Source organism: Paenibacillus sp. FSL H3-0469 (assembly GCF_038051945.1).
In the GTDB taxonomy this organism is placed as follows: Bacteria; Bacillota; Bacilli; order Paenibacillales; family Paenibacillaceae; genus Paenibacillus_AQ.
Window position 1 is genome coordinate 1,515,188 of sequence record NZ_CP150302.1, and the last position, 24,546, is coordinate 1,539,733.

Genomic DNA, 24,546 nt, shown 5'->3' on the forward strand with positions numbered 1-24,546 from the left:
TGTGTATAGCTAGGGGTTAGCGCTGCTTGCCGAGGAAATTCCGCACAGCCTCACCCGCCTGAAGCGGAAGCTGCATCCAGACATACGCATGAAGCGAATCCGGGATCAGCGCAATTTCATAGCTGTCCAGCAGCGCTGTGAAGGCATTCAGACTGCTGCGGACCCGTTCATCGTTCCATTCCGCCTCACTGGGCAGGAACAGCACCGGGCACTGTATTTTCTGATAATAGTGTTCAAAAGTCAGCTCCCAATACTTCTCTATGTATTCGATTCTGATACAGTTCGGATAACAATAGATATACTTACCGTCTGGATGCTGCTCCAGGCTATGCGTATAGAACGCACAGAAATATTCATTCCACAGGCCCTCCGCAGTCAGCTCATCCCTCTGCTGGGCTACATATGATTCAACGCTGTCATAGCACGGTTCCTTCCATTCCTCCAGTTCTGCCCGGAGCTGCACTTTCCTCTGCTCCACCTCTTCCGCCGTGCCGTCAAATAGACCATATGCGCCGAATTCGTTATTCAGCGCACCTTCGCACACCAGGGACGCTACAAGCTCGGGATGGGATGCCGCCAGACTGACCGCTACCTGTGCCCCCATCGAGCTTCCTGCTACGTGGCACTTGTCCACCTGCAAATGCCTTAGTAACTGATACATATCCTCTGCCATCTCGTCAATGTGATAGCCAGTCTCCGGCTTGTCCGACCGGCCGTGTCCCCGGAGATCCGGTGCAAGGATGCTGTAATCCTGTTCCAGTTGCGGGAGAACTCCATCCCACATATGCAGGTTTCCGCCGCTGAAATGAAGCAACAGGAGGACAGGCTTGTCTTTTAAAGAATACTTAGCGTTAATGCTTATCTCCCCAAGCAGGATACGTTCCTCGACCATTTCGATTGCTCCTTTGATACCAACACACACTTTCGTTGCGCCTTATTCTGAGTTACATTCACTTGTCGATCAGTTAGAGATTACTCTAACTGTCCAGCCCCTAAATCTCCCGCAGCAAGTCCATATTATGGGTCTCGTACATGGCCACCTTCAGATCAATAATGTTCAGACTTTTCTTCAGTTCCTCCATCTGCCGCAGCACTTCCTTCCGGTGTGCAATCATCATCCCGCGACGCGTTTCCCGGGTGCTGTCGCCTTCCATCACCAGTTCAATATACCTTTTGATCTCTTTAATAGGCATACCGCTGTTTTTCAGGCAGCAGATGACTTTAACCAGAAGCAGATCCCCCTCCGAGAAGCTCCGGTTCCCCGCCTCATTGCGTCCGACAAACGGCATCAGCCCTTCCTTATCATAAAAGCGGAGTGTATGCGCCGTTACCTCACAAATCGCCGCTACCTCATTGATACTGTACATCAGCTCTCACCTCACCCTGGGTTTTCAAAGACGGCTTGACTTCGATAAATCTCTAAGTATTAGCATGGAGTATAACAAACGGCGGGTCAACTATGTATTGAAGCACCTGGCGGAAAACCAAAGGAGAGAACATAAAATGGACAAATTCCCTACATGGACGGCTGCCCAGATTCCATCCCAGCAGGGGCGTTCGGCCGTTGTTACCGGTACAGGTGGACTCGGCTACGAAACTGCACTTGAGCTGGCACGGCACGGGGCAGAGGTTATCCTGGCGGGCCGGAATGCTGCGAAGGGAGCCGAAGCGGTTAAAAGGATCTCCGGCAGTGTGCCTTCAGCCAACATCCGTTTCGAGCTGCTGGATCTTGCCAGTCTGGCTTCAGTGCAGGCATTCGGCACAAGAATGCATGCTCAGCGGCACAGTCTTGATCTTCTGATTAACAATGCGGGAGTCATGACTCCGCCTGTACGCCAGGTCACCGCAGACGGGTTCGAGCTGCAATTCGGTACGAATTACCTTGGACATTTCGCGCTCACTGCGTACCTGATGCCCTTGCTGCGCAAAGCAAAGCAGCCGCGGGTAGTCAGTCTAAGCAGTATTGCCCACCGGAGTGGCTCCATTCATTTTGACGACCTGCAATTTGAACGCCGTTATCAGGCCGGGCAGTCTTACGCCCAATCCAAAATTGCGATGATTATGTTCGCTCTGGAGCTGCAGCGCCGCAGTGACCTGGCCGGATGGAACCTGCTCAGCATACCGGTTCACCCGGGTATCTCACGTACGGATCTGCTGCTGAATGGCGCAGGCCCGAACAGTGCTCCCGGCATTCTCCGCAGGCTGCTTGGGCCAATCCTGTTCCAGCCGGCGGCCCAGGGAGCACTGCCTGCACTGTTTGCCGCCACATCACCGGATGCCAAGGCCGGAGTCTATTACGGTCCCGGCCGACTCTCAGAAACCAGAGGCCTGCCGAAGCCCGGCAAGATGGCTCCGCAAGCGCTGGACCGGGCTGCCGCATCCAGACTGTGGGAGGTCTCCCGGCAGTTGACACAGGTGGATTTCGAGACCATTGCGAGTGGCTGACGTTCTCTTGAGCCGGATCCCGCTGCCCGCTAGGCACCAATCCCGCCTTCCGATCATACACAGATATAAAGTGGAAACAGCTATGCCGTCCTTTTTTAAGGACGGTATCGTTTCAAAAGAAAGGCGGGATGCGAAAATGAGTACCGTGACAGGTGAGGCGGAATGGGCGGTTTTTCTGGCGGCGGTCTGCGGGCAGACCTACACTCAATTCGACAATGCAGAAGGGGCATTCGTGGTACCGGAGGGCTTCTCGGCCGTGCACAGCTTCCAGGCGAAATCGATGGGGAATGTCTGGGAGCTGTTCGGCTTCATTCTGGAATCTTCGCAGGAGATCGTTGTGGCCTGGCGCGGCAGCATCTCCACCAATGACTGGCTCTCCAACATCAATGCCGCGCAAAAAAAATTCAAATACATCAAAGAACCCTGCCTGACTCACAGAGGGTTCACCGATATCTATGCTTCCGCCCGGGATGCCATTCTCTCCGTGCTTGGCACCTTGTCCCCGGAGAAGACGCTATATGTAACAGGCCATAGCCTGGGCGGGGCGCTCGCCACCCTGTGTGCACTGGATATCGCTGCGAATTCCGCCTTCAACGTCCCGCGGCTATATACTTACGGTTCTCCGCGCGTCGGCGACCCGGATTTTGCCAGAGCGTTCAGTAAGTATGTCCGCAGCAGCTACCGCTATGCCAATCTGTTTGACGTCACTACGTATGTCCCGCCAACCGTGTTCAAGGTGCCCAAGTCGAACACCAAATACTATTACGCACATGTTAAGACTCTTAAATCCTTGTCCTTCCAGAATGGAAGCCCTGAGCTAAACCATGTGATCCGCAGTTATTTCGCTGTGCTGAGGCAGACACGGCCGGAATTCACCAAAGCGATGTGTGCCGCGAATCCCCGCTTCTGCCCGGTCCCGGAGCTGATCTCCTAGTTCGCCAGAATCTCGTTCAGACGCTCCTCCAGCTGCTGAAGTCCTGCTTCCGGCTGAATCCGGCTGTGGATGATATGCTGCAGCTCCTCGGACACGGCCGTGAACAGCGCCGCATATTTATCTGTCTGCGGTGCCGGTTTCACCTGGTCTCTGGCCTGAATGAACAGCTCCCGGTAGGGCAGGGCGCGGTATGTCCTGCTCTGTTCTATCATAAGATTCGCCGGGACATGTCCTGCTTCGCCCCAGATCATACTCCCCACCTCTGAGAAGTATTTCATGAAGTCCATGGCAGCCTCGCGCTGCTCTCCGTTCACATAGGCTGGGATTACAAGCGTGTGGGAGCTTCCCCACTGACCGTTGCTGCCGAAGACAGGCGGAAGCGGCATCATACCGATATCCTGTGCCTTATTGTCCAGATGATGGCCCGCCTCCCATACCCCGCCGAACCACAAGCCCGCCTGCCCTTTGTCAAAAGAATCCCAGGGCGTATTATCGCCCAGGTCGCTTAATCCCTCGTCAAACAGCCGCTGATAGAAGCTCAGCACCTGCACGGATTTCTCATTATAGATGGCGGCCCGCTTCCCGTCCCGGCTAAGCAGTTCCCCGCCCGCCTGATAATACAGATCAAGGAAGGATTCCTGGAAATAGGGCGTATTGACCGCCATAGGCTGCACACCCGGCACCCGTTCCGCGATCTGCCGCAGCAGGCGGATGAATCCCTCTGGCGTGTCCGCTTCAAGCAGCGGCTGCCCGTCAGGAGATAAGACGCCAGCCTTCGCCAGGATTGTTTTGTTGTAATAGAGCATATGGAAGTGGGTATCCAGAGGCACTGCATAGTATTGCCCTTCATAGCTGACACTCCGGAGATTCTGTTCCCTGATGCCGCTAAACTGGAATCCGGCTTGTACAGCGAGATTATCCAGCGGAGTGATCTGCTTCGCCTTGATGAACGGCGACAGCCGGTCGGCATGGATGACCGCCACATCCGGCCCCTTGCCGAAGGACAGAGCGGTGCGGAGCCGCGCATAATATTCGTTCGATTCCAGCCTGAGCTGCTTGACGAATACTTCAGGCTGCGAAGCGTTGTAATCGCGGATGATCCGCTCCACGAACTCGCCTTCCCCTCCGCCAAACGGATTCCAGAAGGACACCGTGACCGGCGCTCTGGGCTCCGGGGGCTCCGGGTCCCCGGAAGAGAGGTCTGTGCAGCCTGTGATCAGGAGCAGGCTTAACAGCAGAGCAGCAGGCAGGAAAGCAGGCCGGAGGGCGGGCCGTTGAGCGCGTGGATGGGCCGGCAACATTGATTTTATTTTGTTCATCCTCTCCTCCTTAATTCCTCTGATTTCACCATATAGCCCACTTTCAGCTCCACTAGTTCCTTCAACTGATCTAGTGGAGCACCTGAATTAAATAAGTAATTTTATTCCATAAATGAGATTAAGATACCCACTAAAGCATCAGCTTTAAACCTGTAAGATTGAAGCTCAGGGATGTTAAAGGCTGGAGCCTGAACATAGAGCTGATATTGGACTGATCCTGCACCCGTTACCGATTTCTGCTCTTACATTCCAATAGGTGATTGTATTTCCTACAATAGAAAACGCATAGCTGACCATAAAATGAGATTCTATTGTAGTTCATACAGTAGAATGTTGGGTTTTGGGTGAAAAATAGCCCTTTTTCAACATTCAATTGTACGGAATACAATAGATTCTATTTCGACGCCTTTTTTACAGCATTCTATTGTATAAACTGCAGTTACTATCGTTCCTGCGCCTACAGCATCTGAATGACTGCTCTGCGAATGAGACGCTGGCATGTTAAAGTCCGGTAATGGTCATATTCACAATGCTACAGTAGGGTTTTGTGCTTTTTTTATTTGACCGCTTTGCGCCAATTCGAACGGTACATCAGGTACAGGAAGTAGGGTGTGCCTATGATTGCAATCAGAATACCTGACGGTATTTCGGTTGGAGCCATTACCGTTCTGCCTATCGTATCGGCGAGCACCAGCAGAACGGCCCCGGCCAGTGCCGACAGGAACATGGACTGTCTCAGCTTGTGGCCTGTTAACAGCCGGACCATATGCGGTGCAATCAGACCGATAAATCCGACCGTACCTACACAAGCGACGGCGCCAGCCGCAAGCAAAACACCCGTTGCCATCGCGAGCAGGCGGGTACGCCGTACGTTCATGCCAAGCCCGGAAGCGCTGTTGTCATCAAACACCAGCAGCTCGAATCTGCGGGCAAGCCACCAGGCGACCGGAATCAGAATCAGCAGGAAGAGGCCAATGACCTTGACCTGTTCCCATGTACGGGCATACGTACTGCCTGTAAGCCAGATGTAACCGCTGCTGCCGTAGACGGCTCCGCGTACAATCAGAATTTGAATGCCCGCACCAGCTATAGCTGACATGGCAATCCCCAGCAGTACAACTGCGGATGGATTCAAGCCTTTGGTCCATGAGAGCGAAAATACAACGGCTGCCGCAAGGGCTGCGCCCGCGATAGCCGCAGCAGGCAGCATATACATCGGCAGACCAGGCCAGAGGATGAACACCATCATTGCTCCCAGCCCTGCACCCGAAGATACTCCGACAATGGAAGCATCAGCCAGCGGATTACGCACTGCCATCTGGATCAGTACACCGCTGACGGCGAGAGCAGCCCCTGACCCTGCAGCCACCAGCGTTCGCGGGATGCGAAGCTGCACAAGTGTAGAGAACATGCCATCGGACTGGAACAGGCTTGGCAGCAGCTCTGCTAGAGGAATACGCATTCCGCCAAACATCGTACTAAGCAACAGCAACAGAATCGTAATCGCTGAGAAAAGAATAGCCAGCGGCATGAAGGCGAAGCGGCGCACACGTCCGCCAGTGCTCATAGATGTGGTCATGCCCCCGCCATTCCCGGCTTTCATGCGGGTAAGCACCAGCCAAATCAGCCAAGGCGCACCAATGATGGCCATAACCGCACCTGTTGGCAGCTCCATGCTGGAGTTGTGTATCATTTTGGCAAGCACATCCGCCCCAACCAGCAGCGCTGCCCCCCAGATGAATACACCAGGGATCAACAGCCGATTGGAGCGCACACCACTCAGACGGACCAAATGTGGAGCCACCAGACCGACAAAGCCGATGGGGCCAATGACACTGACAATCACAGCAGCCAGAATAACCGCAATGATGAGTCCGCCCGCCCGGGCAAGTCCAACTCTCTGGCCGAGCGAGGAAGCAGTAGATTCATCCAGCTCCAGCATATCCCATTGCTTGGACAAAAGCAGCGCGAGCAGCGTTACTCCCGTAACCCACGGCCAGGCATATTGAACACCCGTCCAGTCATTTTGAACAAGTGTCCCTGAACCCCACAGAAATAACCCCTGTGTCTCCATGGAGTAAAAAATATGTAATGCGCTCGTAAATGAACCCAGTATCATCGACACAATCATACCGGACAATGCCAGTCTTACCGGAGTGGATTTCCGTCCGCCACCCATAAAATAAGCGGCAAACGCAGCGAACAGGCCACCCATGGCAGCAAAAAGAAATGGCGACTGACTGAGTACCCCCGGAAAAAGAATAGCGCCGAGCACAACGACAAAGTAAGCCCCGGCATTGATACCAAGCGTGTCTGAAGCAGACAGCGGGTTTCGCGTAATCGTCTGCAGCAATGCTCCAGCAACAGCAAGCGCTCCACCGGCAAGAATGCCAATAACGGTACGCGGCATACGCAAATCCCAGATCATATTATGCTCAAGCGTCCCTTGTCTGTTCGTAAGCGCACCCCAGACGTCCTGCAAAGAAATGGCGGCCTCACCATAACATAAACTTACAAAAAAAAGCACGATAAGGGCGGTCAGACCGCCCCCATAGATGCTTAACATACGCCAGCTCACTGCTGGCTTGGCTCCTTGAAGCGAGCTCATTTGGTAATCGCCTCAACTACACCGTCAACCAGCACTTTGGAAGAAACCGGTCCGCCAAAGGTCCATGTGGTACTCCCCAACTGGTACGTCCGTTTTTCCTTCACAAAGTTCAAACCGTTCCATACTGAATTATTCTTCATCGCCGTTCCAAACACGTCATCATCCGGTTGTGTAATATAGATAAAACTACTGTCCTGTACAGCGGATAAGGATTCGATGCCCACAGTAGAGAAACCGTAATTTTCAAGCTTGTCCGGCTGCCAATCATTGACCATGCCGATCTTGTTCAGGGTACCTGCTACGACCGAATTATCCGAGAACATCCGCAAGGAAGCCGCGTTTTGATAGGTGAATGCCTGTGTCAAAACATAGTGGAAATTTTCTTTACCGGCTGCAGCCAGCTTTGCTTTGGCATCCGCATAGTGCTGATCCAGACCGCTCAGAACTTCCTTCGCTTGATCTTCTTTGCCCAGAACGGCTGCAATGGTATTAAAAATGGTCGTCATCTTATCATAGTTATAGCCTTCACCATCGTATGGATCAAATTCGAGCGTTGGAGCAATCGCGTTCAGCTGATCATACACATTCTTATTGTTGTCCGCATTAGCAATAATCAGATCCGGCTTGAGTGCAGCAATAGCCTCCATATTCGGTTCACTGCGTGTTCCGATATCGGTTACGCTGTCATCCAGAGCAGCTTCATCGGTTACATACACTTTATAGTTTGCATTATCGGCATTGCCGACAGGCTGAACCCCCAGGGCAACAACATCCTCTGTATACGTCCATTCCAACGTGACAACACGTATAGCAGGCTTGTCCAGTGTAAACTCTCCACGCTTATGCTGCACCGTAATCGGACCAGCAGTCTCTTCAGCAGGCGCACCGCCGGAAACAGTCTCTTTGCTCGGTTCCGGTGCAGTAGCTGCCTTACCGCAACCTGCCAGCACCAGGATAAAAGTCATCATAATCAATAGTACGTGAATCCCTTTTCTCATATCTCTTGTCTCCCCAGTATGTATGTATTTAATTGATAACAATTATCATTATCACTAACGAGTGCTATTTTGTCAATACTCTTGCCTCTGTCTTTCCACTGTTTCACCACAGCAAAAAAGGAGAGGCATGGTTTGCAGTACATCCTCTCCCAGCCCCTCCTAAAATATGCAATCGCTTTCAGTTAGTTCCGCCGGCCCCCGCCTCACTGCTCTTTCCGGGCCAGTGCGCGAAATTCCGAGGGAGACAGGCCGGTAATTTTTTTGAACACCTTGGAGAAATATTTCGGGTCCTGGATACCGACCAGGCTGCCTACGTCCCCGGCCTTCAGCTCTCCTGTCAGCAGCGTCATGGCCTTCTCGATGCGGATGCGGGTGAGATATTCGAGGAAGCTCTCCCCCACTTCCTTGCGGAACAAATTGGCGAAATAGTTCTTACTGAGATGGACCAAACGGCTGATCGACTGCAGCGTGATCTCCTGGTGATAATACTGCTGAATATACTGGGTCGCCTTAATAATGCTGTTACGGTCGCTATTATACATCTCTTTCATATGCGAAATAAGCGCCTGAAAAGCCTGCAGGAACCATAAACGGTTCTCTTCCAGCGTCTCCAGCTTCGACAGCTCGTCGAAATACTGCTTCTTCAGCTCCAGCACCTGCTCGGCGTCTCTTGACACATCCGGCCACAGAGTGGTTAGAATCATCAGCAGCTCCAGCGTAATAATCTGCACCAGCTCAGCATCCCGGCGCATGGCAAGCTGTCCGAATAGCTGCTCCAGGTATGCTTCCAGCTCCCTGGACTGGAATGCATAGACCATCGACTGAATCTGCAGACTGCTGATTTGAAGCGATTGAGCCTGCGGCTGAAGCTGCGTTGCGTCAGGGTGCGATCTATGGATATGAGTCTGTTGCGCTTGAGGCTGTGCCATTTGGAGCTGTGTCCCCTGCGCCCCAGGCCCCTCCTGCGCCAGCAGCTCCGGACTCCCGTGAACCAGCACACGCCCGGTCCCCAAGAACAGCTTCATCCCGGCAGCTCCGGCGGCCTCTTTATAAGCGTCCTTGAGCGCTCCCCACTGCTCTATAGGCCCGCTAATACCGATGGTCACTGTCCAGCCGTATTGTTCGCACAAGCGCTGAATGAGCTCTTCCCCCAAGCTCCGCAAGCGCCCGAGAACAGCCGGGCCGTCCGCCTGCCCGTTCATCCCGGCAGTCACGATCAATTGAACGGCGCCCTGCCTGTCAGGGATCAACTCGTACCCAAAGGCAGCATCCTGCCAGAGCTCTGCCAGAACGCTACGGATAGCGGCCGCACCCCGGGCGTACCTTAGCTCAGAGCCACTGCCCGGCACCACATGCAGCAGATAGAGCGGCGGCACCCCGGCCAGCCCCGCCTTCACAAGCGCCTCACGGCTGGCCTCCAGCCCATGGACTGCCCCACGCTCCAGCAGCTCCAGCAGCAGACTCTCCTTGTGCACAGCTACGGCCTCCGCCTGTACAGGTGCGGCATGAACCAGCACAGGCTTCAGCGCTTCATCCAGTCCTTGCTTCAGCTTCAGCAGTACCTGCTCGAAGTCACGCGGCATCATATCCGATTTGATAATATAATCGGATACGCTGTGCCTGATCGCTTCCTTGGCATACTGGAAATCCTCCAGGTTACTGAGGATAAGAATCTTCAGGTCCGGGGACAGCTTACGCACCTCGGCAATCAGCTCAATGCCGTCCATGACAGGCATTTTGATATCCGTAATCAGGATGTCGGGCAGTCCGGCGGCCATCAGCTCCAGCGCCTCCCGGCCATTCCCGGCCTCTCCGGTGACCTCCATCCCGATGGCTTCCCATTCAATCATCGACCGGATGCCATATCTCACGATAAATTCATCTTCTACGATAATGACCCGGTACATATCAGAGGTTCCCCCTTATATCATCTGTCATGAGCGGCAGCTTGACCCGTATCGTCGTACCTGTGCCCGGCTCACTGTGAATTTCGATCCCGTACATTTTGCCACAAATCAGCTTGACCCGTTCATCCACATTCGCCAGCCCGATGCCCCCCGGCTTCTCCTCTTCCCCTGCTTCCCCGTCTAGCAGACTGCTGGCCAGCGCCGGGTCCATGCCTTTGCCGTTGTCCGTGACCTCGAACCACAGCAGATTGCCCGCCGCCTTGGTGCAAGTGATGCGGATGATCCCGCCGGACTCCATCTCTCCAAAAGCATGGATGATCGCATTCTCCACAATCGGCTGAAGAATCAGCTTCGGTGTCCGCAGGTTGCGCACATCTTCATCTATCTCAACCACGGTGTCAATATTGAAGTTGAAGCGGAATTTCTGAATCCCCAGATAACACTGGACATGCTCGATCTCTTCCTCCACCGTCACCGTCTCTTCCCCCCGGCCCAGGCTGATCCTGAGCAGACGCGACAACAAGCTGACCATCTCTGCCGCGTTGTGAGCCTTCTGAATGAGTGCCGTCCATTTAATAATATCCAGCGTGTTGTATAGAAAATGGGGGTTAATCTGCGCCTGCAGCGCCTTCAGCTCTGCCATCCGTTTTTGCTCCTGCTCCAGATATACCGCCTTAAGCAGTCCGTCGATCTGTATCACCATCGTGTTGAAATTATCGCCGAGGATATCAATCTCGTCATGTCTGCTTTTCGCTTTGTAGCGCACGCTGAGCTCACCGGACATGACTTGGCGCATCAGCCGGATCATTTTTAGAATCGGGTTCGTAATTGAATTCGCCAGCACTAGTGCAGCAATAACGGAGAACACAATGCAGAGCAGCCCGACGAAGATGAAAATCTGCAGAAGACGGTTGGAATCCTGAAACAGCGCAGCCTTGGAGATCACATTCACAACCACCCAGTCATTCGTATGCAGCTTCTTGGCATTCACGATTAGACTGTCTCCCTTGTAAGCGAGCGGGAATCTCGTTTCCTCCTGTCCGGTACGCACGAGCTGCTCATATCCGGTCTGACCCAGCACCTCGCTCACGCTCCGGCCGATCAGCCCGCTGTCCGGGTACGAGACGAGCCTGCCTCCGCCATCGATCACGAAGCTTTGCAGATCACGGTTGTTGCTGACCGCCTTGGAGACCAGCTCCTTAATCACATCCTCACGGATATCCAGCACCGCTACAATCTTCAGGGGACTGTCATCGGATATTTTATAGAGCTGCTTGGCGACGGAGAAGACATGGGTGCTCTGCGAATTGAGACTATCCACATAAGTACCGTATCGGGTCGGATACCAGCGGAAATTGCTGCCGCCTGTAAGGGTCTCAAGGAACGGCTCCACCTCGGCGGGCGTACGCGTGCTCCAGCGGTAGATGCCTTTGATATAATGCTTATCCGATACGAAGGAGATGGACTGCACATCCTGATTAATCGCCACAATCGTGGACAGCTTCGTCGTCAGCGACAGACTATCCACATCATAGCTGGCCGGACCGGCCCCATCGAGGGCCCGCAGCATCCCCACAATCTCATGATTGTTCAGCACCTGCATCAGCATATCCTTGTAGATGCCCAAGCGCGTATCGAGATTATCAGCGGTTTGATCCAGCAGATGCTCCGAATACTCGGTGGCCTTGTCATTAATGGTAGATTTCGAGATGGAAAAAGAAATAATCCCCATGACCACCAGCGGTGTCAAGGAGAAGAGAACAAGCAGCAGCATCCACTTATAGCGCATGCTGCTCTTCATTTGAATGATCCAGGATATCAAGCGGAGCCGCAGGGACCTGGCAGAACTCTCAGGAGATGTACGCATGCTCTATATCCTTTCCCGTTATATAATCTGGTGGTTCAGGCTAACCCTTAACCCCTGACATGGCAACGCCCTGAACAATCTGACGCTGGAGCAGGATAAAGACAACAATCGTCGGAATCGCCGCAATGGCACTGGCTGTCATAATGAGATTGAGCGACATATTATTATTCGACAAAAAGGTGGGCAGCCCTGCCGACAGAATCATATTCTCCTCCGAGGTAATCGCCAGATAAGGCCACAGGAAGTTGTTCCACGAGAGGATGAAAAAGAAGATCCCCACCGACACCATCGCGGAGCGGGTCAGCGGCAGGCAGATACTCCACCAGAGCCGGAAGCTGCGGCTGCCGTCGATTTGAGCGGCTTCAATATAATCCTTAGGCACGCCGTCCATGAACTGCTTCAGCAGCAGAATACCGATCGGGTTGGTCAATCCCGGGAGAATAATGGCCCAGATATTATCGATCAGCTCCAGATGCAGGGCAGTTTCATAGAGCGGAATCAGAATGGCTTCTGTCGGAATCAGCAGGCCCGAGACAATCAGCACATAGAAGATGCCCCGTGTGCGGAATGGCAGCTTGGAGAACGAGAAGGCCGCCAGCGAGCTCAGCAGAATGGAGATCAGGGTAGTAAGCACGCCGATCACCAGACTGTTCCAGGTCCAGAGCAGAATCTGCGAATCCCTTATGACTTTTACATAATTACCGGTATTCAGATCCGACCAATCCACCCAATCGGCCAGCGTATAGACATTCACGCCATCGGGCTTCAGGGAGGTGAGAAACATCCAGATCAGCGGAAAAACAAACAGCAGGGCAAGCACCGTCGCCGCAGCATTTAAACCAAGCTTCTTCATGAATCTTCTCCTCTCCTATCCGTCCTTGCGGTCTGTAATTTTGAATTGAATCACGGCGATCAGCAGCATGATGAGGCAGAACACCATGGACTGCGCTGCAGCCATGCCGAACATATCCTTTTTGAACCCCGTGACATAAATGTATCGGATCATCGTATTCGTGGAATCGCCCGGACCTCCGCCGGTCATAATCTGTACCTGACCGAACAGCTTGAGACAGTTGATAATCTGATAAAAGATCTGGATCTTCATCACACTGGACAGTCCCGGCAGGGTAACGCTCCAGAATCGCTGCCAGGCATTCGCGCCGTCGATCTTCGCCGCTTCATAATGATCGGTCGGGATCTCCTGCAGCCCGGCCAGAAAGAGGACCATGACAAATCCCACGCTCCACCAGTCGGTCGCCAGCGTAATCGCCCACCAGACAAACCGGTGATCCGTAAGCCAGTTAATGTCTGCATGAATGCCAAGCATATGTAAGGCTGCATTGACCGGGCCGTTCTTCGCATCCAGCAGCCGCAGCCAGATGAAGCTGACCACGGAGACTGACAGCACATACGGCAGAAAGAACACCGAGCGGATCAGGGTCCGCAGCCAGATTCGCTGATTAATAATAAGGGCCAGCAGCAGCCCCAGGATAATGACTGTAGGCGCGCACAGCAGCACGAAATAGAACGAGTTCCACAGGTACGCATAGAAATCTGAATTCGTCAGAATTTTTGCATAGTTCGTTAGAGCCACGTACTTCTGCATCCCTTGAATGCCCCACACATGCAGGCTCATCCAGGCTCCGCGGATCACCGGCCACAGATAGAACACCGTGAACGGAATCAGGAACGGGATCAGATAAAGAATCGCCTTCAGTTCAGTCAGCAGATGTACAGGCTCTGCTCTGCGAAGAGCCGCAGCCGACCTTTTCTCACTCAAGCTCCGCTCCATTGTTATCTCTCTCCTTCAGGTGAAATGAATCATGAGCCGGATCGGGGCTGACCTGCCTCCCGGCAGGAGTTCCTCCCAATCCGGCCGGATAAGGCTAGTTCTCCAACACCTCGTTAATCTGTTTCTCCAGCTTAGCCAGGCCATCCTCCGGCGTCTCGCTGCCGAAGATAATGTTCTGCAGTCCTTCCGACACAGTGGTGATAATCGTCGTATATTTATCGGTTGGCGGCGCGAACTTCACCGTCTTCTGCGCCTCGATGAATTCACTGCGGTAAGGTAAGCTCTTGTAGGCTTCGCTCTCCGTAATCTTGCTGTTCGCCGGCACATGGCCCGCCTGACCCCAGATCTCCCCGCCCACTTCAGAGAAATACTTCATGAACTTGGCTGCGGCCTCTTGCTTCTCGGGAGTGACATATGACGGGATGACCAGCGTATGGGAGCTGCCCCAATGCGTCTGGCTGCCGAAGAACGGAGGCAATGGCATCGCGCCGATATGGAGTGATTCGTCTCCCAGCAGCAGCCCTGCTTCCCAGACCCCGCCGAACCAGAAGGCGGCTTTGCCGTTATGGAAGGTATCCCATGGCGTCTTGTCATTGAGATCGGCATATTTTTTATTGAAGACATCCATATAGAAGTTCAGCACATCCAGCGCCTGCGGGTTGTTGATGCTCGCCTTGGTCATCTCCGGGTTCAGCAGCTCGCCGCCGGCTTCATAATACAGATTAAGGAACGGCTCCTGGAAATAAGGCGTGTTCACCGCCATCGCCTGGACATCCGGCACCTTGGCTTGAATCTCAGAGAGCGTCTTCTCAAAGCCTGCCGGGTTTATATCGCCCAGCTTCGGCGTACCGTCCTCTTTCAGCAGATTGGCCTGTTTCAGAATATCTTTATTGTAGTAGAACATATGGAAGTGAGTATCCAGCGGAACTGCGTAAGGCTTGCCTTCATAAGATACGCTTTTAATATTGGAATCCGAAATCTGCTTCAGGTCGAATCCTACCTTGGAGGCCAGCTCATCCACCGGTACAATCTGCTGGGCTTTCACGAACGGCGAGATCCGCTCCACGTGAGCGACCGCGACATCCGGGCCTTTGGAAGACGATAGTGCTGTACCAAGCTTCGCGTAATACTCATTGGATTCCAGCCGGAGCGGCTTAACGGTCACCTCTTGCTGCGAGTCGTTGAAGTCCTTAATAATCTGGTCCACGAACTCCCCTTCTCCGCCGCCGAACATATTCCAGAAGGAGATTTCCACCGGACTGCTGCTTGTGCTCCCTGTTGCCGCCGGTTCATCCGATGCCTTGGCCCCTCCGTTCTCTGTATTTCCGGAAGAGCATCCCTGCAGGACCAGAGCCAGCGCCAGCCCGGCCGTAGCCACACTTGTTAAGCTTTTGTTCATCCTCATCTGTACAACCCTCTTCTCCGTAAAGTTTATGCAAGGAAAGCCGTCACCGCTTGATGTAAGGGCTTTCTTACCTCTAACTTTACAGCGAACACTGCTGTGCTTGAACCGACAAACCGCCGCTCCTTGGTGAACAAACGACAGATGTTAACCGGGCTAAATCCGCGGACAGGTAGACGATCTTACTGAGGGTGGAGAATCGACCGGTAGAGAACGCTCGTGTTCGCATGCAAAGAGGGACCTCTTGAGAGGTCCCCCTGAATTTCCAGTTAATTCACTGTAAAATTGTCGAAGCTGACGCTGTTGCCGAAGCCGCCGCGTACCCCAACCGTGCCTGAAGCGTATACCGCTTCATTGCGTTCAATCTTAGGCACCGTCATATCTCCGACATATACCTTGATGTTACCGTTATTGACCACAACCTTCATGTGGTACCAGGTATTGACGGCAATAGGGGTATTTACGGTCTGGAGAGAGGTCCAGTTATTATTGAACCGTCCAAGCCAGACCTCACCGGCAGAGTCAATCCCTGCTGCGTAACCCTTTTGCAGATCGGCCCCGGTTCCCGGACCGGTTACATTGAACAGAAGACTGCCCTGGCCTGCATTATTCAGCCGGATGTCGCCCTCCAGCGTATAATTCATTTTGGAAGGATACGGGGTGAGCAGCGATTTGTCGGCATTCACTGAATTCAGGTTATAGGTGCCGCCGCTCACCGCCCATGATCCGCCATAACGGGCCCATCCGTTGTCATTCGCCGAGAAATCATTGCTGTACGCGCCGCTGAGCGTCCCGAACCGCACCTGGACATTATGCCCGCCGACACTCCGGTCGACCGAATCCACGAAAGCGATCTCATTCGCGCCCGTCTGATACATCGCGGTCCACCATGAATTGCCAAAGGCCGGAATATCATTGTCCACCCAAGTATTCCCGTAATCGTTGCTAAGGGACAGCACGTTGGAGTTGGAGCTGAGCAGGAGACGCCCGTCCGCCAAGGACAAGATGTAAGGACCGCCCTGCTGGTTAGTGGAGACCTGGGTGCCGATGCCGCTGGACCAGGTCTTGCCGTCCGCACTTTTTTTGGTGAAAATTCTGCAGTTCTGCGTCCCGCACACCTCAAAAGCTACAATATACTGCCCATTCGCCATCTTGGTCCAGACCGGCATCCCCGGGCGTGCCCCGGAATTGGACGGGTCCCAGGCCACATAGATTTCATTCCCCCAGCTCGCACCCCCATTGGTGGAGATTTTCTGGGAGATGATCTGGCTGTACGACGGATTCTCCGTCACATGCTTCTCGCTTGCATACATCACGGCGACCGAGCCGTCATTCAGGAGCTGCATATGCGGCTCGTACACGCCTTTGTCGGGATTCCCCAGCGCGCCGGGAGCGCCGTTGTTCTCGTCGATGGTGCTGAGGAAGCTCCAATTCGCCCCTCCATTCGTGCTTTTATACACTCTTAGCTTGTACGATTCCTGCCAGCGGACAGAACGCATCGCCAGCAAAATATCGCCGCTCGGGAGCTGCACGAACTGCCCGTTGTCCAGGTCACGGCCGTCCTCCCACAGTGTGGACATCAGCGACCAGGTGCGGCAGTTGTCGGTGCTGCGGAAGACCTGGAGCCGGGTGCCGCCCCAGGACACCTTGGTATATCCGTTGTTGTCGTAGATGGCGGCGACCGCCAGCCAGTCCCCGTTGGCCAGCTTGATCATCCGCGCATATTCGGAACCGAAGGTTCCGGGCCTGATTCCGCGGGCATCGGGACCCGCATCGGTGAACGTGTTAATGTTGGTGATGGTGGACGAAGTCCCCCACACCACGGGACCATTCGCGGCCAAGGCCGGAACGGCGGCAAAAACCAGCAGCAGACACAGGGAAGCGGACAGCGAGATGAACCATTTTTTGAACACGTAAGCCCTCCTCTTAATCTTCATTGGTGAAGCCTGTTGAACAGCACCAGAATGAATGTAAGTGCTTTCACCAAAGATTCTAAAGGGCATCCCGTTGTCATTGAACCGATAATTCACCGCTATTTAGGCCACAATGTTACGATTATCTGCCCGCCTGCCGGTTAATCTTACGAATCTCTTCCAGTGGAATCTTCGGTGTCCGGTCCGCCGTCAATAGTCCGTTCACTTCCTGCTGCACATCCGTAACTTGGGTATAGCAATAACCGCAGATGTATGGGGTATCCTTGATCGCTTGTGTGATGCTGCGGAACCGCTCGATGAACGCCTCTGTACTGCCCACCTGCTCTCCATAGCCCCACCCTTCGCCGGTGTCGAAGGCAATACCCCCGAATTCACTGACTATGACAGGCTGACCTCTGTATTCGTAGCCCTGGGCCATCGCGTATTTCCAATTGTTGAACGAGGAACTGCCGCCAAGCAGACTGCCAGAGTCTGCATAACGTTCTAGTAACGCAGCACCGCTCTCCTCATAGTCATGTAAGGTTATAATATCGCTGATCGTATGCTCCCAGCCGTCATTGACGATCACCGGACGATCCGGGTCCATCGCCTTAGTCAGATGATAGATGCCCTCAGTGAATTGCTGCTGCCGCTTATTCGTGTAGACCTGCGGAATCCCCCAGGATTCGTTAAAAGGCACCCAGGTAATCACCGAGGGATGATTATACTGCTGCCGGACAATCTCTGTCCACTCCTTCGTGAACTGCTCCACTGCCTCATCGCCAAACTCATAGGTGGCCGCCATCTCTGACCAGACCAGCAGTCCCTTCACATCACACCAGTATAGGAAGCGCGCATCCTCAATCTTCATATGCTTGCGGACCCCATTGTAGCCCATCGCCAGAATCGCGTCGATATCAGCAATCAGCGCCTCCTCCGAAGGCGGGGTCAGATGGCTGTCCGGCCAATAGCCCTGGTCCAGAATCAGCTTCTGATACACTGGCGTATTGTTGAGCAGCACCTTGCCCTGTTCGATGGAGATTTTGCGGAGTCCGAAGTAGGAGTAGACCCGGTCTATTACCTGCTCTGCCTGGTACAGAACGAACTCCACCTCGTACAGCACCGGTGCCGCAGGCGACCAGGATTGGAGCTTCCACGGCCCGTTTGCTTCATGCGTCAGCTCTATATCCAGTTGCAGCGAGGCCCGGTCTGCCTGCAGCGAGACCTGCTTGAAGGTCTTCTCCCCGGTGCTGATCCGGGTCTCCAGCCGGAGATCAGTGCTTGCCCCATGGGTGTTGTATTCAAAATGGACCGAGCGGTTATCGAGATCCGGGGTGATTTTGACAGACCTCAGGTACGAAGGGGATACATACTCCAGCCACACACTCTGCCAGATTCCCGTGGTCTGCACATAGAAGCACTCGAAATTCTCATCCACCCAGCGCTGCTTGCCCCGTGGTTGTGTACAGCTCTGGCTATCCTCAGCCTTGACCGTCAGACGGTTCACTGCTCCGGCTCCCGTGTTGAGATAATCGGTAATATCCAGTGTAAAAGCCGCATACCCGCCTTGGTGCCCCCCGGCATAGCTGCCGTTCACCCACACCTTCGCGATGTAATCCACCGCCTGAAAATTCAGCAGCACCCGCTTGTTGCCCAAGCTGTCAGGTAGTTGCACCTCCCGCTCATACCATACATATGGATGGAACGCGGTCTCACCGATTCCGCTCGCCTCCGTCTCATACGTGAATGGAACCTGAATCTTCAGATCGCCGTGCAGCTCCTCATGCCATCTCTCCCGTTCCCCCGTGTTGTCATCGTCATAGCGAAAATCCCATTCTCCGTTCAGGCTCTGCCAGGCGTCACGGACGAACTGCGGCCGCGGATAATCCTTGATATAATGCCGGGTTGTCATGGAACAATGCACGCTCCTTATAAACAATAATTTTGTTTTAATACAATAAATATGTATTAATTATTGCAGAATCCGCTGAAATGTCAATGCACAATGCTTATCAGAACAAAATGCCTGCGCCATCGCCAATTTCTAATCAACAACGAAAAAGAACCCGCCGGAAGCAGCAGGTTCTTCACAATAAGCCCAATTCGTATTCCTGTTAGGCCTTCACACTATAAAAAATCTTCATCACCAGGTCCTGCTCATGGTCGCCGAACTTCTTGCCGAACAAGTTCATTCCGCCCTTGTACCTGGCATCCTCCTTCACGCCCAGCCGCAGATCCACATGGCTCCGCCGGGGGAGGTTAAGCTGCTTCAGAGTCACAGCGGATAGCTCCTGATGGTCAATGGCGCTGCGGGTATGGTCTACGCTCCAGGTCTTGAGTGCACCGAACTGGGTGCCCGAATCGATCCACCAGGCAGGGTTCAGCTTTCCGCGCCTGCCGCCGAAGTCGCCCGGTGAGGTCCAGGTGCCCACCTCAACCCCGTTGATCCAGAGCGTAATATCCGAAGGCCAGTCATTGGCATAATTCGGCGCTTCCGAACAGATCTCCATTGAGAACTGGATCTCGCGGATCTCTGCCCCTGACGGAATCTCCAGCGGGTAGCGGTATTCGAGATAACCCTTGCGCAGCCAGAGTAGCTGGGCCTGTACCCGGTCCGGGTGAAAGAACCCCGCCGGCGAGTCCTCCGTAATAATCGGCCCCGTCTCACTGACCATGCCGCAGGTCGGCGCCACCTCGCAGGCGGTGAAATTGCCGATCGGCATGGCAATCTCGTAGCAATACTCGCCCTGGCCGGCCTCAGCCAGGGGCTGCGGGGCATTGATGATGATCTTGATATCATCATAGATCCGGCTGCAGACCTTCATCGCACCGCGTGAAGCAGGCAGCAGCTCAGTCACGATTAGCCCGGCCTGCTCCAGCACCTTCACATTGGAGGCCGCTGTCGATACCGGGATCTCCAGCGCCTCCGCCAGCTCCGCCACATTCATTCTCCGGGTGTTGAGCAGCGCAAGCATTCTTAACCTAAGTTCCGTAGACAACGCATGTGTCACCTTCACCAGCTCATCCGCATGTTCCATGGATAGTTCCAGTATCTCGCTCACCCCCTTTAACTGTCCATAATTACATATCCTGCAATCCTGCACTAATTGCAACATTCCCCGGATCGAACACCCGCTAACCCGAGAATATTGCATAAAATGCAGCAATTCCTTCGCATAAGGCAGCTATTCCGGACAGTTCCTGCAATCTGTGCAACAATTCTCCCAACGGTGCCGCTGCTGAGATATCAAAGTTGTAAAACTTACAACATTATAGTCGCAAGAGTCATTATGTAGGTGACCGCTCACCTTTGACAGGAACGTAGGACGTCTGTCCAGCTTAGCTATCCAGCATCACAACCTGATCACCGAGCCGAACCTCTCCTGGAGTGATGACTGAAGCATAGACGCCGAACTGCTGCTTCAGCTCTTTGTAGACTTGCTTCAGCAGGGAGCTGTCCCGTTCGAGGGTATCCGGGTTCGTGGTAATCATCACACAGCGTTCACAATAGCTATCCACTTGCAGTACTGTACTGCCTATCGACAGACGGCGGCCGAGCCACTCTTCCTCCCCGAACGAGTCCTCACTTACTTCCACGAGGAAGTTGCCCCGGAAGCGGCGCTGATCGACCGGCTTGCCCCACAACGCCTCCAGCTTCTTCAGGCTCTTATCGGTCACCAGCAGAATACTCGCCCCATCTACCGATAACAGCTCCGGGTGCTTCTCCTCCGGGTGTGGTGCCATGAACTCAGACATGGTAATTTCCGTGGAAGTCAGGCTTTGAATTTCATCCAGCAGCTCCTGATCCCAGCCGAACACGCGGCCGTCCGCAGCCGTCACCCGGATATCTTCACCCGTATATTCCGCCTTATAGGACATCATCTTGGGAATCTTCCGGGCAGTGACATACTGCGACCAGTCTTTTTTGGTCATATCATAAAAGGAACAATACCGGTCCCCCTCCACTCCGTAAGATACAACCTTACAAGACTCCAGCGCCTCCCCCGCAAAGGATTTCACCGGATAACGGTTAATTGATTTAATCTCCCCAACTGTAACTGACACGCCCCCACCTCTTCTGTCTATAATCTACAGTCCCTGGCTACTTTTACTGTATCGTCCTTAACTTCTGAATCTCTTCTATGGAAAGGCCCGTTACCCCGGCGATTACAGATAGCTCTATACCTAGAACAAGCAGTTTATGAGCTGTTTCTTTTTGAGCGTCTGCTTTGCCTTCTGCTATTCCCTTAGCCATTCCCTCGGCCTTACCCTTAGCCTCGGCTACCTTAGCCGCTTCATACATCGACGCTTCGTCATGCAGATAGCGTTGACGCGCTTCGTATTGTCTGCGCGCCTCCTCCTTCTGACTCAGAAACTCCAGCGTGTTCATGGCTTTTTTCAGCACAGGTTCGTTCATCGTAAGCACCTCCCATTGGGATGGGTCTGCTACGTTTCAGTCTTATTATACCATTATCGCTGCCTGTTTTGCGTAAGACAAGAGGAGGACACTTATGGATAGCAACTTTATGATTGCACACACGCAAAAAGAAAAGGACAGCCCGAAGGCCATCCTCTTTAATTCATTTTTTCACTTCATCTCTTTACAGCGACTCCCGGATCACCCGCTTGTAATACAGGACCGACAGGAGGCCGAAAATCGAATACAGCACGGTATATAGCCCCATAACTACGAACATCGGGGTCAGCATCTCGGTTCCAAACAGGAACCAGCCGGATTTTACCGCAAAATAACTGTGACATAAGCCGACAATCAGCGGAATACCGAAATTGAACAGCTGCTTGAACTGGATACCTCGCAGAAGGTCCCCTTGGGTGAAGCCCAGCTTGCGCAGGATCGTATATCCCTCCCGCTCCTCCTCGCTCTCGTCCATCTGCTTGAAGTAGAGAATACAGCCGGAGGTAATCAGGAACGTCAGGCCCAGGAAGCCGACAATGAACATAATCAGGCCCATACTGGTCCGCTGGTTGAACTCAAACTCATATTGCGAGAAGCTTTGCAGCTCTGGCTTTTGCTGCTTATAAATCTCGTACGCCTGCTTGGCCTGCGAAGATTCCCTAAGGTTTAGACCGTAATAAATCCCTCCGCCTTTCACTCTTTTTTGCTCATCCGGGTCTTTATGCTGGAGTAACTCCTGGAAGACAGAATCATCCACCACGAACACCCCCAAGACTCCCCCGCCAAAATAGAACGGCAGCACAGTCTCCTCTGATAAACCCGCCAGCTGCTGCTTAATCACACCATCCATAGTGGAGAATTCGAGTTCTCCCTTGTTCTTGAGCTGATGCATGGTTTGCTTCGTAGTTGTATATCCCATAATTTTTACCTCACCTGGCTGCAAATCCATGTCCTTCAGACTGCTGTCACTGATCACAGTTGCAGAAAGATTGGTGTCATTGTTGGGGTAATTTTTAGTCTCCAAAACTTCCTTAAGATCCACTTCTACCTGAACCGTTGGAATCTCCAGTGTGGTATAACCTATGCCGGCCTTGTCGAGCGCCCCCCGGAATCCGGCCTCATCCGCCTTCTGAAGGAAGCCGTAATCATCCGGTGAACTCTCTCTGGCAGAGGCTCCCACCGAATAATAAGAGATATAGCTTAGAGAGAGCAGGCCGATCGCCAGCGCAGATACCGTGGTGATGACCGTCAGCAGCAGGGCGTTCGATTTCATCCGGAACATAATGGAAGAGAGCGATAATACCTCCCGAATGGACAAGTAGCCCTTTTTGCTGCGGCGGATGAGATTGAAAAGAAAGCTGACCGAGCCTTTGTAGAACAGATAGGTTCCGATAATTACCAGTGTGAGTATGGCAATCATTGCATACATCAATCCGTTCATGCCCGTGAATTTGCCGCTGAACAGCTCCCCGGAGATATAATATCCCCCGAATATACTGCCGATCCCAAGGACGCCGATCACAACCTCCCACAGCGACATTCGCTGAATACGCGTCTGGGAAGTGGCCCTAGCCTTGAACAGCGACAGAATGCTCTGGGCCCGGATGAAGGTGTAATTCATGATCATAATCAGCACGTACACGGCGGCAAAAACCAGCACCGTCCGCTGCAAAGCCTCGGGGGAGAAGCGCAAGGCCGCCAGCCGGTCGACCTCCAGAATTTTGAACAGAATCATCAGGATCAGCCTTGACATCACAAACCCTGCACCGATTCCCGCGAACATCGATCCGAAATACAGAATCAGATTCTCGGCGCTCAGCAGCATGAAGATTCTGCTCTTGGTCAGCCCGATTAGCTGGAACAGCCCGATCTCCTTACTGCGGCGCTTGATGAAGATGGTGTTCGCATACAGCAGAAAGATAGCCACAATCGCAACCAGCAGGACGGAGGATGCGCCGATGGCAGCCCCGCCTTTGACGGAACCCTTGACCTCATCCATGGAAGGATCGAACTGAAGAGTCACGAAGGAGAAGTACAGGGCCACACTGAAAATAAGCGCGAACACGTAGAGATAATAGTTTTTAATATTCTTTTTGAGATTCCGCAGGATAATATAATTCAGACTCATTGCGTGACACCACCAAGTACGCCCTGCGTGCTGATAATATCACCCAAGAAGGATTGCCGCGATTCCTCCCCCTTGTTCAGCTGGGTGTAGATTTGCCCGTCCCGGATGAACACCACGCGGCTGCAGTAGCTTGCGGCAACGGCATCATGCGTAACCATAACAATGGTAGCTTCGCGCTTGCTGTTCATGGCAGCCAGCTTGTTCAGCAGATCGGACGCAGATTTGGAATCCAAGGCTCCCGTAGGCTCATCGGCAAAAATAATGCTCGGATCATGCACGAACGCCCGCGCCGCCGACGTACGCTGCTTCTGCCCGCCGGAGATTTCCGCCGGATATTTGTCCTTCAGCTCATGGATTCCCAGCTCACCCGCTACCTGGTCGAATTTCTGATGCGCCTCCTTCTTGGACATGCCTGTAATCGACAGCGGCAGCATGATATTCTCCTTGACCGTCAAGGTGTCGAGCAGATTATAATCCTGGAAAATAAACCCGAGATGATGCTTGCGGAACTCGGCCAGCTGCTTCTCCTTCATCCCCGTGAATTCCTTGCCCTCAATTTCGATCGTGCCTTTGCTCACCCGGTCAATTGAGGAGAGTACGTTCAGCAGCGTCGTTTTACCTGAACCGGAGGGTCCCATAATTCCTACGAACTCGCCCTTGTCGACCTGAAGATCAATGCCCTTGAGAACTTCCTGTTTATTGAATTTGTTGCCATAGGTTTTATAGATTTTGTTAGCCTGCATGATAAGCATCTGTTCCCCACTCCTTTTCTATAGCTCTATCATAAGCGGGTGGATGATCATTTTCCTGCGCTTC

Annotated in this window: 19 protein-coding genes; 2 read left to right on the forward strand and 17 right to left on the reverse strand. The window is 53.3% G+C overall.

All coding sequences use genetic code 11. The features are described from left to right. Window positions 1–16: 16 nt before the first annotated feature. Window positions 17–892 carry an alpha/beta fold hydrolase gene (locus NSS83_RS06725; RefSeq protein WP_341347933.1) on the reverse strand — a complete coding sequence of 292 codons (876 nt, stop codon included), beginning with the start codon at window positions 890–892 and terminating at the stop codon, window positions 17–19. 100 nt (window positions 893–992) lie between these two features. Continuing rightward, window positions 993–1,367: a MerR family transcriptional regulator gene (locus NSS83_RS06730; RefSeq protein WP_341185108.1), complete on the reverse strand. Its 375-nt coding sequence runs from the start codon at window positions 1,365–1,367 to the stop codon at window positions 993–995. Window positions 1,368–1,503: 136 nt separating this feature from the next. On the opposite strand from NSS83_RS06730, the gene NSS83_RS06735 reads away from it, so the two are divergent. Together NSS83_RS06735 and NSS83_RS06740 are read left to right on the forward strand one after the other, a co-directional pair. After that, window positions 1,504–2,445, forward strand: a complete 942-nt coding sequence (locus tag NSS83_RS06735) for an SDR family oxidoreductase (protein WP_341185107.1) — start codon at window positions 1,504–1,506, stop codon at window positions 2,443–2,445. Window positions 2,446–2,581: 136 nt separating this feature from the next. Next, window positions 2,582–3,379, forward strand: a complete 798-nt coding sequence (locus NSS83_RS06740) for a lipase family protein (protein ID WP_341185106.1) — start codon at window positions 2,582–2,584, stop codon at window positions 3,377–3,379. On the opposite strand, the gene NSS83_RS06745 is transcribed toward NSS83_RS06740, so the two are convergent. From NSS83_RS06745 to NSS83_RS06815, 15 genes are all read right to left on the reverse strand, one after another. Next, on the reverse strand, window positions 3,376–4,698 hold the full coding sequence (locus NSS83_RS06745) for an ABC transporter substrate-binding protein (RefSeq protein ID WP_341347934.1): 1,323 nt from the start codon (window positions 4,696–4,698) through the stop codon (window positions 3,376–3,378). The two genes, NSS83_RS06740 and NSS83_RS06745, sit on opposite strands and share 4 nt — an antisense overlap. 556 nt (window positions 4,699–5,254) lie before the next feature. Then, a complete protein-coding gene (locus NSS83_RS06750; RefSeq protein ID WP_341185104.1) occupies window positions 5,255–7,306 on the reverse strand; it encodes an iron ABC transporter permease in 2,052 nt (683 codons plus the stop codon). Further along, on the reverse strand, window positions 7,303–8,304 hold the full coding sequence (locus NSS83_RS06755; protein ID WP_341185103.1) for an iron-siderophore ABC transporter substrate-binding protein: 1,002 nt from the start codon (window positions 8,302–8,304) through the stop codon (window positions 7,303–7,305). Before NSS83_RS06755 ends, NSS83_RS06750 begins: the two co-directional genes overlap by 4 nt. A 203-nt stretch (window positions 8,305–8,507) precedes the next feature. Continuing rightward, a complete protein-coding gene (locus NSS83_RS06760; RefSeq protein ID WP_341347935.1) occupies window positions 8,508–10,211 on the reverse strand; it encodes a response regulator in 1,704 nt (567 codons plus the stop codon). A gap of 1 nt (window position 10,212) precedes the next feature. Continuing rightward, complete coding sequence (locus NSS83_RS06765; RefSeq protein WP_341185101.1) at window positions 10,213–12,012, reverse strand: sensor histidine kinase; 1,800 nt, start codon at window positions 12,010–12,012, stop codon at window positions 10,213–10,215. Window positions 12,013–12,118: 106 nt separating this feature from the next. After that, entirely contained in the window at window positions 12,119–12,931 is an 813-nt protein-coding gene (locus NSS83_RS06770; protein WP_341185100.1) for a carbohydrate ABC transporter permease, read from the reverse strand. 15 nt (window positions 12,932–12,946) lie between these two features. Beyond that, window positions 12,947–13,870 carry a sugar ABC transporter permease gene (locus NSS83_RS06775; RefSeq protein WP_341185099.1) on the reverse strand — a complete coding sequence of 308 codons (924 nt, stop codon included), beginning with the start codon at window positions 13,868–13,870 and terminating at the stop codon, window positions 12,947–12,949. A gap of 94 nt (window positions 13,871–13,964) precedes the next feature. Then, window positions 13,965–15,275 (reverse strand): ABC transporter substrate-binding protein, encoded by a 1,311-nt coding sequence (locus NSS83_RS06780; protein WP_341185098.1) that lies wholly within the window; start codon window positions 15,273–15,275, stop codon window positions 13,965–13,967. 266 nt (window positions 15,276–15,541) lie between these two features. Continuing rightward, on the reverse strand, window positions 15,542–17,185 hold the full coding sequence (locus NSS83_RS06785) for a family 16 glycoside hydrolase (protein WP_341185097.1): 1,644 nt from the start codon (window positions 17,183–17,185) through the stop codon (window positions 15,542–15,544). Window positions 17,186–17,327: 142 nt separating this feature from the next. Continuing rightward, window positions 17,328–19,097 (reverse strand): sugar-binding domain-containing protein, encoded by a 1,770-nt coding sequence (locus NSS83_RS06790; RefSeq protein ID WP_341347936.1) that lies wholly within the window; start codon window positions 19,095–19,097, stop codon window positions 17,328–17,330. A gap of 202 nt (window positions 19,098–19,299) precedes the next feature. After that, the gene (locus NSS83_RS06795) at window positions 19,300–20,247 is read right to left on the reverse strand and encodes a helix-turn-helix domain-containing protein (RefSeq protein WP_341347937.1); all 948 of its coding nucleotides are present in this window, start codon (window positions 20,245–20,247) and stop codon (window positions 19,300–19,302) included. A gap of 277 nt (window positions 20,248–20,524) precedes the next feature. Beyond that, window positions 20,525–21,250: an MOSC domain-containing protein gene (locus NSS83_RS06800; protein WP_341185094.1), complete on the reverse strand. Its 726-nt coding sequence runs from the start codon at window positions 21,248–21,250 to the stop codon at window positions 20,525–20,527. Between the two features lie 43 nt (window positions 21,251–21,293). After that, window positions 21,294–21,602 (reverse strand): hypothetical protein, encoded by a 309-nt coding sequence (locus NSS83_RS06805; RefSeq protein ID WP_341347938.1) that lies wholly within the window; start codon window positions 21,600–21,602, stop codon window positions 21,294–21,296. Window positions 21,603–21,786: 184 nt separating this feature from the next. Beyond that, entirely contained in the window at window positions 21,787–23,730 is a 1,944-nt protein-coding gene (locus tag NSS83_RS06810; protein WP_341347939.1) for an ABC transporter permease, read from the reverse strand. Next, a complete protein-coding gene (locus NSS83_RS06815; RefSeq protein WP_341185090.1) occupies window positions 23,727–24,482 on the reverse strand; it encodes an ABC transporter ATP-binding protein in 756 nt (251 codons plus the stop codon). Before NSS83_RS06815 ends, NSS83_RS06810 begins: the two co-directional genes overlap by 4 nt. Between the last annotated feature and the right edge of the window lie 64 nt (window positions 24,483–24,546).